Source organism: candidate division Zixibacteria bacterium HGW-Zixibacteria-1, assembly GCA_002838945.1.
Lineage (GTDB): Bacteria > Zixibacteria > MSB-5A5 > GN15 > PGXB01 > PGXB01.
In genome coordinates this window covers 1-14,721 of the sequence record PGXB01000008.1, presented here as the reverse complement: position 1 = coordinate 14,721, position 14,721 = coordinate 1, and the positions used below count along the sequence as shown (strand labels likewise).

At 47.0% G+C, this 14,721-nt stretch carries 12 protein-coding genes; 4 read left to right on the top strand and 8 right to left on the bottom strand.

Translation table 11 applies throughout. The features are described from left to right. Window positions 1-162 precede the first annotated feature (162 nt). Window positions 163-1,608, top strand: a complete 1,446-nt coding sequence (locus CVT49_04765) for a sodium:proline symporter (GenBank protein PKK84111.1) — start codon at window positions 163-165, stop codon at window positions 1,606-1,608. 100 nt (window positions 1,609-1,708) lie between these two features. On the opposite strand, the gene CVT49_04760 is transcribed toward CVT49_04765, so the two are convergent. From CVT49_04760 to CVT49_04750, 3 genes are all read right to left on the bottom strand, one after another. Further along, a complete protein-coding gene (locus tag CVT49_04760) occupies window positions 1,709-2,350 on the bottom strand; it encodes a hypothetical protein (GenBank protein ID PKK84110.1) in 642 nt (213 codons plus the stop codon). 35 nt (window positions 2,351-2,385) lie between these two features. Then, the gene (locus CVT49_04755) at window positions 2,386-3,120 is read right to left on the bottom strand and encodes a hypothetical protein (protein ID PKK84109.1); all 735 of its coding nucleotides are present in this window, start codon (window positions 3,118-3,120) and stop codon (window positions 2,386-2,388) included. A gap of 347 nt (window positions 3,121-3,467) precedes the next feature. Further along, complete coding sequence (locus tag CVT49_04750; GenBank protein ID PKK84108.1) at window positions 3,468-4,928, bottom strand: 4-hydroxyphenylacetate 3-hydroxylase; 1,461 nt, start codon at window positions 4,926-4,928, stop codon at window positions 3,468-3,470. A 91-nt stretch (window positions 4,929-5,019) separates the two neighbouring features. Here CVT49_04750 and CVT49_04745 point away from each other — a divergent pair, with 91 nt between their 5' ends. Then, on the top strand, window positions 5,020-6,858 hold the full coding sequence (locus CVT49_04745; protein PKK84107.1) for a hypothetical protein: 1,839 nt from the start codon (window positions 5,020-5,022) through the stop codon (window positions 6,856-6,858). A gap of 45 nt (window positions 6,859-6,903) precedes the next feature. Here CVT49_04745 and CVT49_04740 read toward each other — a convergent pair whose 3' ends face one another. Beyond that, window positions 6,904-7,932, bottom strand: coding sequence for a hypothetical protein (locus CVT49_04740; protein PKK84106.1), 1,029 nt, complete (start codon window positions 7,930-7,932; stop codon window positions 6,904-6,906). A 143-nt stretch (window positions 7,933-8,075) separates the two neighbouring features. Further along, the gene (locus CVT49_04735; protein ID PKK84105.1) at window positions 8,076-9,812 is read right to left on the bottom strand and encodes a hypothetical protein; all 1,737 of its coding nucleotides are present in this window, start codon (window positions 9,810-9,812) and stop codon (window positions 8,076-8,078) included. A 126-nt stretch (window positions 9,813-9,938) separates the two neighbouring features. Between CVT49_04735 and CVT49_04730 the strand changes: the two genes are divergently transcribed. Next, window positions 9,939-10,577 carry a hypothetical protein gene (locus CVT49_04730; protein PKK84104.1) on the top strand — a complete coding sequence of 213 codons (639 nt, stop codon included), beginning with the start codon at window positions 9,939-9,941 and terminating at the stop codon, window positions 10,575-10,577. 4 nt (window positions 10,578-10,581) lie between these two features. Here CVT49_04730 and CVT49_04725 read toward each other — a convergent pair whose 3' ends face one another. The 3 genes from CVT49_04725 to CVT49_04715 form a co-directional block, all read right to left on the bottom strand. After that, entirely contained in the window at window positions 10,582-12,120 is a 1,539-nt protein-coding gene (locus CVT49_04725) for a magnesium chelatase (protein ID PKK84103.1), read from the bottom strand. A 187-nt stretch (window positions 12,121-12,307) separates the two neighbouring features. Beyond that, the gene (locus CVT49_04720; protein ID PKK84102.1) at window positions 12,308-12,781 is read right to left on the bottom strand and encodes a hypothetical protein; all 474 of its coding nucleotides are present in this window, start codon (window positions 12,779-12,781) and stop codon (window positions 12,308-12,310) included. A gap of 65 nt (window positions 12,782-12,846) precedes the next feature. Then, entirely contained in the window at window positions 12,847-13,302 is a 456-nt protein-coding gene (locus CVT49_04715) for a hypothetical protein (GenBank protein PKK84101.1), read from the bottom strand. A 556-nt stretch (window positions 13,303-13,858) separates the two neighbouring features. On the opposite strand from CVT49_04715, the gene CVT49_04710 reads away from it, so the two are divergent. Further along, window positions 13,859-14,659, top strand: a complete 801-nt coding sequence (locus CVT49_04710) for a hypothetical protein (GenBank protein PKK84100.1) — start codon at window positions 13,859-13,861, stop codon at window positions 14,657-14,659. Window positions 14,660-14,721 lie beyond the last annotated feature (62 nt).

Here is a 14,721-nt window from a genome sequence, read left to right as displayed (position 1 = left end):
AACGAAATTGCCGGCGTGTGGAGTTAGAAAAGAATAAACTATTATAGAGGTTGTAACTGATAACATGAGTTTTTGGACATATTTCTGGATATTCGCGCCGCCTGTATTGCTGGTCATGATCGGTGTCATATTCTATACCGTGACCGGCGGGAGGTCCAAGCAATGAGCGCGGTATTAATCGGTTTTATCCTGTATTTGATTACTTTGCTGATCGTCGGCTTCTTGACCTTTCGGTTCAATAAGACCCTTGCCGATTATGTTCTGGCGGGCCGACGACTCGGAGTGTGGGTGGTGACATTCTCGGAAAGAGCTTCCGGTGAATCGGCCTGGCTCTTACTTGGACTGCCGGGAGTGATTTTTGCATCAGGATTGTCGGAACTCTGGGTTGCCATCGGGTGCACCTCGGGCATATTGTTCTCATGGATGTTCATTTCCCGCCGGCTGCGCATCGAATCGGAAGCCAACTACGCCCTGACCATTCCGGAGTATTTCGAAAATAAGTACAACGATACGACCAAGGTCATCCGGACCTTCGGCACCATTATCATCGTTTTCTTTTTTACTTTTTATGTGTGCGCGCAGTTTATCGGCGCCGGCAAGGTCCTGAATGTCACTTTCGGCATTCCCGAATTTTATGGAATGATAATCGGCGCTTTGATCATACTTTTCTACACCATCATGGGTGGTTTCATGGCGGTTGCCTGGACCGATTTCATTCAGTCATTGCTCATGGTCTTCACGCTGGTGCTTTTGCCCATTATCGCCCTGGTCGAATTCGGCGGCTGGGATAAAATCGTCGCGCAAATCGCATCCACTCAGGCCGATCATCTCTCGATCCTCGGCGGCAATACCGGGATTCTGGCGACGCTGTCGATTATCTCCGGCCTGGCCTGGGGATTAGGATATATGGGCCAGCCGCATCTTCTGGCCCGCTTTATGGCCATCAAGGATCCCGATCAACTGCGCAAGGGCACGGTTATCGCCATCAGTTGGGCGGTTCTGGCTTTCTGGGGCGCCATGTTTATCGGATTGTTCGGCATTGTGGTTTTTGCCAATACCGCCATCGCCGATCCTGAAAAAGTCATGCCGATGATGGCCACGCAGCTTCTTCCCGGATGGCTCGCCGGTATTCTGATTTCGGGCGCTATTGCGGCCATGATGTCCACCGCCGACAGCCAATTACTGGTAACAACATCGGCGGTGGCCGAAGATATTTACCATAACTACTTCGATAAGAACGCCTCCGATCAAAAGCTGGTGACCATTTCCAGACTGATCACATTCTGCGTCGGTGTTGCCGCTTTTGGTATTGCCATGCTTTCGAGGGAGCTGGTCTTCACCATGGTGGCGTTTGCCTGGTCGGGGCTTGGTTCCGCCTTCGGCCCGGCATTGCTTCTGTCCCTATGGTGGCGCAAAACCACCCGCGAGGGCATTCTGGCCGGGATGCTGGTCGGGACGGTGACAGTTATCGCCTGGCACTTCACACCGCAATTGACCGGATTGTTATATGAAATAGTTCCCGCCTTCATTTTTGCCTTGCTGGCGGTATGGCTGGTCAGCCTGGCCACGTATAAAAATAACGAGATGCTGGCGAAACCATCGGATTAAATTGACGATGATATAATTATTACCCTAAAAGCGGGACGCCGGGTGTTAACCCGGCGTCTACGGGGCAAAAGCGATGTTATTTATAACGTCGCTTTTGTATTTATGCCGTCACCGTTCTACGGCGACGATAGATGACAAAAATCGAAGAGGCAATAAGAATCAGAACCAGAGCAGCAATTCCATAGGTAGTCAGGGAGGGAACATAGCAATTGGGAACGGCTTGAATCTTTGTTATATTGGCAGGTCCCGTTGAAAAACCATAAAATTTAAAATAATGCCAGTCGGGCTGCGGGACAAATCTATAGGGATAACTCTTGTAAGTGTCAGACTCATAAGGAGCCCCTCTTGGTGCAACCACTGTGGTGACAGGATCTGCCCAAACCGATTCAAAAGGCATTTGTATTAATGCGGTGCCAAAAAGTTTTAATGTCAAATCTGTAGCATTTGTTGAAACAAGACTATTTTCAACTGCAATGTACAAATCCTGGCCAACTGCTACCGAAAAGTTTACAATACCAGTGCCAGGGACTAAATTCCAATTAGTACCATTTGGCGGATAGACAGGATTCTGACCAGTAGGCAGAACCTTATAGTAAACATCTCCGAAAGCCTTTTCCCCGGTATCACCTGCAAAGGATGTCATTGACATGACGATAAAAGCCGCTACCAAGAGTATCAATAATTTCTTCATCATATTCTCCAAATTTTTAATAATCGTATTATGAACAACCCGAAATTCCATTTTATCTGGAATTCCATGGTGGTCTTAGATCTAATTTAGATGGATAAAATCGAAGCACTCGGCGGGCCACGGACTTCCGGAACAAGGTTCAGGATTTTTGAATATCCGCGTTTACGAAGCAAAATCCGCCAGACAAATGCCTCGGCGGGAAAATCTTTTTCAATCTTTCCGGCCAGGCCTGCGATTTTCTCAATTGCTATCAGCAGTAATGAATTGGCCAGGACGATAATGAACGAAACAATGACGAACCCGAATAATGTCGATATGGCCCCAAAGATCGGAATCGATAGCGGCACTTTGCCGAGTATCCCCGGTGTTATACCGAGTCCGTCCAGACCATAATCAAGAAAGGCCCAGAAAACCGCCAAGAAAACAGGATTGAAACCATACCGTTTCCTGATCCAGCCGGTGGCACCGGCCAGGGCCACTATAAGCACCAGGCCGGCAAATATCTTGAAGGCTGTCAATAGAGGAACTGTCGCAATAGAGTCGATGGAAACGGTCAGCAGGAAAGAAAGTCCGAACAGAAATCCGGTGCGGACTGCAGACTGGATCGAGGCTCGCGAAAGCCTTATAATTAACGGCAGGAGGGCGATAAAACAGAGAAACCAGTAACTGTCAAAGAGATTTATAATAAGCAGAAGTAACGCCGAACTGCCGGCATAGAGAAAATCTTCGGCCAAATCATACAGCCGATTTGACGCCTGTCTCCGACTGTCTCTTATGGAAAGATGTCTTAATTTCTCAGGAACGGATTTTTTCCCGAGCATCTGTCTCTCCCTGTCTCCCCAGGTTCTCACCCCGCCACACCCGAATTAATTTGATATACCTCGGGCGGTAAAAAGCGAGTAGTCTATATTAGAACCGAAAAATCAATCAAACAAACTGCTAAACTTCCGAAAAATAGTCCTGCTAATAGTGAATTTCCAGGATGTCCGGACTATTATTTGATGTTGTAAATGTAATAAACACGTCCATGTTTGTCAAGGATTATATCAAAATTTTCATAACCTGATTTTTTTCATGAGGTTAGTCCGATGTCCAAAGAAACAAAACGGCGGCACAAAAATGCCGCCGTATGAATATTCGTAAATATGAAAACAGAATAAACCTGACCCTATTTTTTCTCCGGGTCTTTAAGCTCTTCACTGATTCCGGCAAGTCTCCGAGCCACTTCGACTTTGCTCTCAAGATCGGCCATCGCCCGGATAAACAGCTTGGCCCCATCGGGCGATCCGCCCCCGTGCATACATCCCGGAACCCCCGCCCCGATAGTGGCCCATTCCACCAGTCGGGCCGCCCTCGCCCGGGTATCGGCCGAATATTTGGCCTTCATATATTTCTGAATCAGGTGGCCGTACTTTTTTGAATTGAAATCTTTATAGGACGGCATGCATCCGGTTTCGGCAATACCTCCGGCGATATCCTGTGCAATACGCGAGGTTTCATACGGCAATGTCGCCACATGAACCTTGTTCACGTTCGAAAGCAGGGCATCGCAGATCCAGGCGCCCGACAGATGCTTTTTCCCCATCGCGGCCGCCGCTATACCCATTCCATACGTAGTTTCATTATTGATATGCATCTGGGTCAACTTGTCGCTGAAGACCTTGGAGTGCAATCCATTGGCGCGCGCCGTCAGGATGGCCGATCCGATCTTTATATCGCCCTGCCCGGCAACACAGCCGCCGATAGCCGCCCGATAAGGCCCGATGAAGTATTTGACCGCATTAAGCGTAAACTCGCACTCGCCATCCATAAAGATCCGTTCCTTAGGAACAAAGACATCCTCGAACAACAGAAATGCCTGGGTTATGCCGCCTTCCTTAACTGGACTGTCAAAACCTTCCTCATATTCACGCATATCGCTGGGATGACGCGTTTCGACAATGGTCAGATTTTCAATATCACGCGGGATGACAAACGAAATAGCATAATCTTTATCCGCTTCCCGATAAGCCGACCCGGGCAGAATAAAAATTTCATTGGCCGCCGCCACGCCGCATATCATCACCTTGGCGCCCCTGACCACAATGCCGTCGGCGCGCCGCTCGACCACGCGAAGGTTCATATCCGGATCATCCTGCATCGACGGCGACTTGGTCCGGTCCCCTTTGGGATCGGTCAACGCCCCGGAAATGGTGATATCGCGTTTCTGGGCATCCGCCAGCCAGGCCAGAAATCGCTTATGGTAATCGGTCCCCAGTTTCGCATCCATTTCATAAGTCGTAATAAACATCGAGTTGAGCGCGCTCCAACCAGCGCAACGCCCGCCGGTGCAGGTGCCGGTCAGATGAAACATATGCCGCTTCATGCGGCTGTTGGCATACATGTCCTCGGGTGACATTATAATCGATAAATACCGGCTGATAGGCTCCCCAGTGAGATGAGATGTGGTGGTCAGGGTTTCCCTCTCTTTTGGATCGGAATTTGCCCTGAAGGTCTTGCTGTGCCCTTCGACGGTGTTTCTCGTCGCCGGATGTGTGACGACATCCTCAATCAGTTCATCGAACTTATAAATATTGGGCCGCATTTTCCGGAGCGACTCGATATATTCTTCATAGGTTTTTAAAGCCATTGCGAACTCCCATTTTATAAAAACAGACGACTTTTATTGAATAGAATATACTCCCAAACCACACTTATCGCAAGAGACCGCCGTCAAAAGAATGAAAAAGTTGTTGTCGTTTGATACCGCGCTGTTATATCTTTATAAAAACTCTGCAAGTATTATGAATACCAGGTCCTTTATTTATGCCGCCGCTTTGATAATTATTTCGATTATTCTTATATTCCACATTTTTCAGTATATTTTTCTGACCGACGACGCCTTTATCAGCTTCCGATACGCTCGTAATATCGCCGACGGTTTTGGCCCGGTGTTCAATGTCGGCGAACGCGTCGAGGGCTACACCAATTTCCTGTGGGTCATTCTTCTGGCCATGTTCAACCTGCTCGGCCTGGCGCCTGAAATAATGGCCAAAATTTTGAGTATCGGCTCATCTATTGCGCTCTTTGGGCTTGTCTATTATTTCAACCGAAAGATGTTTTCACGGTCAAAATACGATTTCTTTATTCTTATCGCGCCGCTTCTTCTTGCCCTCAACCGCACCTATGCGGTCTGGTCAACCGGCGGGTTGGAAACCAAATTGTTTACGCTTCTGATATTTCTCGGAATCATATTTACCGTCCGCGAGAAAGATCAGGATACCGGCTCATTCGGCCCGGCCGCCTTCTTTTTCGCGCTGGCGGCACTCACCCGCCCGGAAGGGATACTGCTGTTTGCTTCATTTTTTGGTTATCAAATTTTGAATCGGCTGATAAGGAAAGAAAATTTCGGGGGCATTGTAAAGGCATCATCTATATTTCTAATCATAGTCGGGGCGCATTTTGCCTTTCGACTGCTTTACTACGGCTATCCCTTTCCGAATACTTTCTATGCCAAAGTAACCGGTGCCTGGTTTGAATCGGGCGCACTTTACCTGTTTCTTTTTTTCCATGAGTATGGCCTTTATCTTCTTGTGCCTCTCGTCCGGTTTCTGTTTTCCAAAAAGTACGATCGCAAACGACTCAAAATTCTATTCGATTTCCGCATACCTCTTGTGCCATACATCGTCTATATAACCTATCTCGGCGGTGATCATTTCGAATTCCGGCCGCTTGATGTCATCCTGCCGATACTGGCAATCAGTGTCCAGGAAGGATTCCGGGCGATGTGGTCCGTAATATCGGAATCACGCATCAAAGCGCTGCGATACGCCGTTCCTTTGTATGTCGTTGTTGCCTTGGTTCTTTACACTGCTTCGGCTCAGTTATCGCACGACAATTTCCCGAAAAAATATGACTCCGCTATCGGCATCAAAGCCTCACAAGCGGACAGCTCTCTTCTGAAAGCAGTGCCCGGTTTGCGGGCCTACTTGAGCCTGTCGGATAAAATTCATGCCAAACTGGCTTCGCAATTTGTCTGTATCCGGCAGGAAGAACATAAAATGGCCCTGGAGCAGGTCTTCTTGCCTCAGGCGCGACTCTTTAATCAATTCATTGAAAAGGGCTATGTAAATCGAAATGAAATCATATCCTTGTGGTGCGTCGGGGCCATTCCATATTATACCGGTCTGACAACCATTGATTACCTGGGCCTGACCGACAAACATGTGGCACATCGCAAATTGCCGGACATCCCGGCCAAACTTCTTCCCTTCGATAAACTGATGGCCCATCAAAAACGGGCTGATTATGAATATCTGAAAGAGAAACGGGTCACCTATATTTCAGTTCGTCCGGCAATGTTCTTTTTCCCAAAAAGCGATTTTTTCAATGGCGGACAGCTTCTTGAAGAAAACATCCCCCGTTTCGCCATTGTGGTTCCTATGGATGATTATGTCTATATGTTCAAATCGACGCTTATCCCGGAATACTTCCAGCTCACTCTGGGCTCGAAAGGCCTCGGCTTTTATTATCGCGCCCAGGATGACACCATCAGGTATTTTTCACCTGCAAGCAAATAAAAAAGCCGGCCAATAACAGCCGGCTTTAAGAAATCGATAATTCTCTTACGGTTTTAAAATCAGCCAGAACGGTTTTGCACCGGAATGCGTGGTCGTCGAGCCGACCGCATCGTTATTGGTCGCGGCAATGGCAACCTGGATCGAATCCAGATCGGTCAGGTTGACATCGTCGGTATGTCCGGTATTGGTCGCCCGCGCCATAACTACCGTCCAGGTCCAGTTGGTCATATCTCCGGTGCTGTCGAATTCCGAAATAGCCGTTACATCCCAGACAGAGCTCAAAGTCCGCGTTCCCGAGGTGCGGACAGTCGAATCGATGCCATAACCCGGTATTTTATCACCCACATCCCAGGCAGCCAGGGGATTCATTGCAACCGTATCTTCTAAATACAAAAACGGTTCGGTATAAGCCGGTCCGGTTGTATGCATCCAATAGGCATGATTAGTATTTGTATTCCAGTTCTCGCGATATACATATGTATTAGGCTGGCGCGAATCCAGCAATCGATCGGCATCGGTCCACCACTCGTCCTCAGCCATCAATCCGGGTGATGTCTTGGTAGCCAGCCACTTCCAGGCATCGACATTGCCGCCGCCGGTGGTATAATGCTCGGTGATATGACACATCGAAGCGCAGTCGGCCTTTTCATCACCATTATTCTGGCCATCAAAGATCATTAGTAGTTTGTCTTCGCCTTCATACACATTTTGCTCGAAATTTCCTTCCAGGGCAGTTCTCCGAATATGATTTCCCCAGATACTGGCGGTGGCATCATGCCATTTTGCCCTGATATAAAGAATATTGTTCCTGAGAATCGCTTTGAGAACGACATTCTGTTTGCCGAGATTGGGATTAATACCATAAGTGGTGGAACCGCCGATCACCACCACAGCCGAATCAACTCCGCCCCAGCCGACATTGACATCTGTCGGTGACGGCTGTGCCGTCGTATTGACGACCAACCGAACTGGCGGCGTAGTACCATTTCCATTGGTGCCGCTGTCGTCATTGTCGCTGCAGGCGATAAAAAGGGCCAGGAGCACAATCAATAACAGAATTGCTGATTTTTTCATGATTCCTCCGGATTTTTCAGATCTTTGATATAACTTAATGGAAAGAATCAAGGATGTCAATCCTATAATTTTCTTATAAATCTCCACTTTTTTGGAGAGACATCAATATGGATAATTTGTAATAAAATTGAAAGAAGACGTCCCTAAAGTTTTTTAAGGACAATCATCGTCAGGTCATCATAGGTATGATTCGCCGCAGCGAAAGATTTAATTTTCTGGTAAATTTTCCGGTGGATCTCTCTTGCCTTTAAATCTTTGAATTCAAGAAGAGCCTCAACCAGGTGCTTTTCGCCGAATTCCTCCCCGTCGGCATTATTGATCTCGGTTACACCATCGGTATAAAATACAATAGTATCCCCCGATTGCAGGAAGATGGGGCGCTCTTCATACTTGATGTCCGGCATAATACCCATCGCCAATCCGCCCTCACGAAGATATTCTATCGATCCGTCATGACGCAGCAATATGGGCCGATTATGTCCGCAGTTCGAAAAAGTGAAAATATTATTCTTGGAGTCGAGAACACCATAAAAGGCGGTGACATAATTACCCTGCTCGACCGATTCATACATCAATGAATTCACCTTGGAACAGATCGTACGAATGGCATAGTTATTTCTAATTTCGGCGATAAGCGAGGCCCGGAACGAGGCCATCAGCAGTGAGGCGGGAATCCCCTTGCCGGAAACGTCGGCAATGGCTATCCCGGTTTGATTGTCGATAATTTTGATAAAATCGAAATAGTCACCGCCCACCTCACCGGATGGAATATTAATTCCGGAAACATCATATCCGGGAATAACCGGTTCTTTTTTGGGAATAAAAGTCAATTGAATCTGTCGCGCAATATGCAACTGCTCCTGAAGCCGCTGGTTCCTTATCATGCTCTCATGAAGGGTCGCCCGCTCGATCGATATCGCCGCATGGCTGGCGAACGCAGTCAGAAGTTCGAGTGAATTTTTATCGTAATTGGCAAGACGGTCCGATTCAAGATTCAATACGCCAAGAATGCGCCCGTCGATTTTTATCGGCGTCACAATTTCCGATTTTGTCTGCGGAAGTGCGCTTATATACCGGTCATCCTTTGTGACATCGGGGACGATCACCGGTTCGCCGCTTCTGGCTACCCAACCAACCAGGCCCTGTCCGATTTTCAACTCCAGATATTTATCCTGATCCGAGTCATATCCGACCGAAAATATGGTGCTCACCTCGCCTTTTGCCTCATTGAGCAAAAAAACGCCCCCGGCTGTAAAACCGACCACCTTTTTCAATGAGTCAAGAATCTGTTGCAAAACTTCATCAATATTCAGCGTGCTCGAGAGCTTTTTGCTGACCTCATAAAGAAGCTGCTGCTCCACCGCCCGCCGGTTTGCCTCGCGATACAGATTGGCATTGTCGATGCCGACCGCAAACTGATTGGCCAGCCCGACCAGAGTATCCATATCAATATTGTCAAATTCGCCGCCGATCTTATTAACCGCCTCGATAACGCCGATCATCTGCCCCCGGCCGATCAGCGGAACGGCAAGAACCGATTTGAACTTGATATCCAGAAAACCTTCGAGCTTCTGAGAAAACCGGGGATCCTTCAGGACATCATGAACCACCTGCGGCTCGCGGTTCTCGGCCACCCAGCCGATGATCCCCTCGCCCCTGCCTAATTTATAATATTTGACTTCATTCTCATTGGCTTTTAAAAAACGACCCCGAACCGCCGGCTCCCCCTTGTCAAGCCGGTAAACCAGAGCGGCTTCGGCATCGGTTGACTTAATCGTCAATTCCATTACCAGCTTCATCAGCTCTTCATAATCCAGCGTCGAAGTAAGCATCCGCCCGGCAAAGAGCAGCATTTTTTCCATTTTTGTCTGTCGGCTCATTATCGCAATCCTCTAAATTACTTCAAGTTAAATACGGCGCATAAAAAGTCAAGTGAAGATATTTTTTCATTGTATATTATATAAATAGCCACGTCTATGTTAGTGGACGGAACAAGGAGGGGTATTATGAAGGGCGTCAAACTGACAATTCTGTTTTTCCTGATAATCGCGCCCGCCGCGTTTGCTCAGACTGCGGAAAGCGTTGCCATTCAAAAGCCACATACAATCAGCCTCTCCTACGGATATGGCAACCTGCTAAAAATGGAGTATTCCGATGCCGGTCATGCTTTCTCCCTCGGCTATTCCTACCGCCTTAACAAATATCATTCATTTGGTATCATTACGACTTTGAATTATTACGATAACGGTTATCTGGTTATTCCGACGATTTCAGGCGCTTGGGGGGAACTTGACTACCGAATGTGGGTCGTTGCTCCTTATATGGGAATCAGCGAAAAATTATCGAAAAACATTACCAGTGAGCTATTTGTCGGTCCGGGGTATTATATTCTCACCAAAAATCAGAAATCCGGCAATTACGTCACCGGCGTCAGCGACACGACCACCACCCATTATGATGCCATCGGCGCTTATTTCGGTATTAAGCTTACCGCAAAATTGAGTTCCAGGTTCGGTTTCAGTCTGGCCCTGAACGGATACTTTCCCTTTTTCGACCTGATCGATAGCGGAGGTATAATGGGCCCCGATGTATCGGGTGATTTTAAAAGTCTTGTTCCGATGTTATCCATAAACCTGAGCCTGTAACCCTCTACAGCCATAAATTTCTGTCAAGCGAACGATAGTGGATTGCTTCCGCGATATGGGTCGTTTCGATATTTTCATTATTCTCCAGGTCGGCGATGGTTCGGGACACTTTCAAAATCCGGTCGTACGCCCTCGCGGAGAGCCCCTGTTTGGTGATGGCCAGATTCAAGAGCGATTTGGATTTCTCGTCGATTTTGCAGAAATTCCGAATATCCTTCGACTGCATATGCGCATTGCAAAAAATCTTTTTCTCGTTTCTGAACCGCTCCTGCTGGCGTTTGCGGGCGGCGTTGACCCGTTCCCGAATAACAATCGATTTCTCGCCGCAGGCATCCGATGACAATTCCTTGAACTTCACCGACGGCACCGTGATATGAATATCGATGCGATCAAGTAACGGTCCCGAAATGCGCGACATGTACCGTTGAATGGCGGCCGACGTACAATTACACTCATGCGAATTGTCGCCGAAATAGCCGCACGGGCACGGGTTCATCGCCGCCGCAAGCATAAACGACGCCGGATAGGTGAGTGACATGGTCGCCCGCGACAGCGTCACCTGACCGTCTTCCATGGGCTGGCGAAGCACCTCCAGGACATCCTTGTGGAACTCCGCAATCTCATCGAGAAACAGGACCCCGTGGTGCGCCAGCGAAACCTCACCCGGCTTGGGAATCCTCCCGCCGCCGATCAATCCGGCATCCGAGACAGTATGATGCGGCGCCCGGAACGGCCGCGTCGCAATCAGCGCCGTGTTGTTCGAGAGAAGCCCCGCCACCGAATGAATCTTGGTCGTCTCCAATGCCTCGGGGATAGTAATATCGGGCAGTATGGTCGGCAGGCGCCGGGCCAGCATGGTTTTGCCGGAGCCGGGCGGGCCGACCATGATAATGTTATGCCCGCCCGCCGCGGCCACCTCAAGCGCCCGTTTGGTCGATTCCTGGCCCTTGACATCACAAAAATCGACATCATACTTCCGCGAAGACGAAAAAACCGAACTGATATCCAGCTCATACGGCTTGAGACTGCTTTCATCCTCCAGAAAATGGACTGCCTCTTTGAGTGTTGTCACCGGGTACACTTTCAGGTTCTCGGCCATGGCCGCTTCAGGAGCATTTTCCTTCGGAACAATAATCCCTTTCACCCCATCGGCGTCCTGCACATGCATCGCCATCGGCAGCACTCCCGGCACCGGCCGTACCGCCCCGTCGAGCGACAGTTCCCCCAGAAGAACATAATCAGCAAAACTTTCCCTGAGTATCTGCCCGGTCGCGGCCAGAATCCCGGCCGCCATCGGTAAATCGAAAGCCGACCCCTCTTTGCGAATATCGGCCGGGGCCAGATTGATGGTTATTTTCTTGGCTGGAAAAACAAAATCGGAATTCTTGATGGCCGCTGTCACCCGTTCCTTGGATTCGCGCACCGCCCCATCCGGCAATCCGACCGTGATGAACAGCGGAAGCTGCTGCTGTATATCGGCTTCGACTTCCACCAAATAGGCGTTGACCCCAAGCGTCGCAGCCGAATAAACCTTGGCAAGCATATTCCCCTCCTCGCCTCTTTAATGACTGGCATTACATGGCCTCCTATGCGCCCATTTAACCGGCATATAAGGCCACCTCGGCGCCCCCAAAGCGGATGACTTTCTGCGTCCTTGAGATATATTAAGAAGAGTCACTGACAAGGGCTGTCAGTAAAAATTGAAAAAAAGGATTGTTGAAGAAAAAGATTTATCGGCCTTTAAACTCGATTTTGCGGTATTTGTTGCCTCGGGATTCGAATACAATATAGTCGCCGTCGATTATATATCTATAGCCGGTATAGGCGCTTCCATATTCCACTGAACACAATTCACTTCTGTAATTCTCATTGGTTATCTCGATAAACAGGCTGTCTCCGGAGAATGAATAATTGCCCTGGGCGCTGCATGGGTTGAAATCGCCTTCACAACTGGCGGTATCGATCACAATTGTAAAGATATGATCTTTGGCAAATATAAAAGTCGCATTGCAATATGTCCAAATAGAGTCGGCCGTCATCCAATTTTCGACAGCTTTATATGTTCCGGTGTATGTATGCGGATAAGTAAATTCAACCGGCGACGTGCTTTTATCATTACTGCTGCAGCCGAATATAAAGGCCATCGCTGTAGTGAGGAGTATAAACGAGGCAGAAAGCCAGATGAAACAGTTCTTTAAAGACATAACAAATTCCCTCATTCAAGAAAAAAAAGCCTCCACTTCAGCGGAGACAAAACCTGCCCCAATTATTAATCAGAAGGATAAAGCATCAAGAGTTTTGCAATATGGTCCGCAAAGTCTTCCTGAGTTATTTTCAATGAGTCTATTTTCCCCTCATTGTCCTGATAGCGAATTAACTGGAAGTTCCCTATTGGAACACGGTCCCTGTCACAGGTCTGAGCTCCGAGAAGGGTATCGGAGAATACCAGTACATTTTCAAGCTTATAATTCCCGGAGACATTGCACAGCCATTGGTTGTTAATTGAATCGTTTACATTACAGTAAAATTTCTGATCAGTAAATGTCCAGTCAACATATTGCTCGGATGTTATAGGGGATATTCCGCCGACTTCGTAATTTATAACGTATTTATATAACCCCGTATACGCACCTCTTAGTTCACTTTGCTGGGCAATAATAATATCTTTAGCGCAACTGGCCAGAATGGCAAAGGCAACCAAAAGTAATAATACCAACTTTTTCATTTTATTTATCACTCCTCAACAGCTAAAGTCCTATTTCAGCCAGTAATTATAACCAAAAACCACTTCTCTGACAACTGTTTTTTTACAGTTTCCCATATATTAAGACGCTTTTCCGCCTAATTCGTGCAAAATTTCCTTAATCCGTTGACAATATTGCGTAGACTTGGTCCACTCATCCATAACCCCAACTCTCCCTTTTACTTTAACGCAAAATACATAGCCGGGCTATTTGTCCGCACGAAAATAAAAAAATGGCGGAAATGAAATGCTCATTGCCCCTTGACAAAATTAACTGGACGCTATTGATTGTATATAGTTTTTATAAAGCATCTTTGACGCAACACCACGCAAGATTAGTATATAACTTTCATCCTTAGGATATTGGGTGTTTAATACTTTCAGGTTAAAAGAAAACAACACTTAAAATCAAACCACGATTCCCAATATTGTCGATATCTACATCTACTATTATTTTAAGGAAAGGAGGTGTTTAAAATTAATATGTTCCTTCATCCGATATTTATTATTGACAATTTAATCTCAAAGGAGAATCACGATGAATTCATGTGATTTTTTTGGAAAAATTGTGACTCTCAACCTGGGCAGACAACTTCGCTTTTTGGCAATTTTCCTTGTAACGCTTTTACTTGTATTTTTCTCCGCAAATAACCTCATGGCAGAATCGGCCAGCTATCTTTCCGCTAAATCTTTTTCAGAATTGGAATGGACGCATATTTATGAGGAAGATACCTCAGAGTATGCGGTGGATATACAACCGACTTTTGATAAGGGATATATATTATTAAGCGTGGTGATAGACACAAGTGATAATGGATGTGATGTAAATCTTAGAAAACTGGATAGTACAGGAAATGTCGAATGGCGAAAAAGAATCAACAACGGATATGAACTTGAGGGTAGATCAGTATGTCAAACTTATGACAGCGGATTCGTCTTTGTGTCGGCATTTCGTCTATACCTATTCTCGAATATTGAGACTTGCGTGATTAAAACTAATAAAAATGGGGATATTGTATGGACACAGTATCATACTTCAGATAATTATATTGATCCATACAAAATAGTACAAACTACAAATAGAAATTTGGCAATTACTGGTACATATGGAACACTGAATCAAGATAACCTTTTTAATCCCTTTTTACTAAAACTCAATTCTCTTGGAACCAGCATCTGGCTTGAAACATATGGTGATTCATTGAAAGATAAATGGACAACAGCCTTATTGCCATTGTCTGATGGTGGATTTGTCATGGCAGGCGCCACATATTCAACCGATTGGGATGCATTGATTATACGTGTTGGTCTTCCCCTAAAAAAATGGACACATAGTTAAGATAGGGTAGCCGCCCGTTCGAAGTCAACTGGATTTTTAAAACCCAGGCTCGAATGACGGCG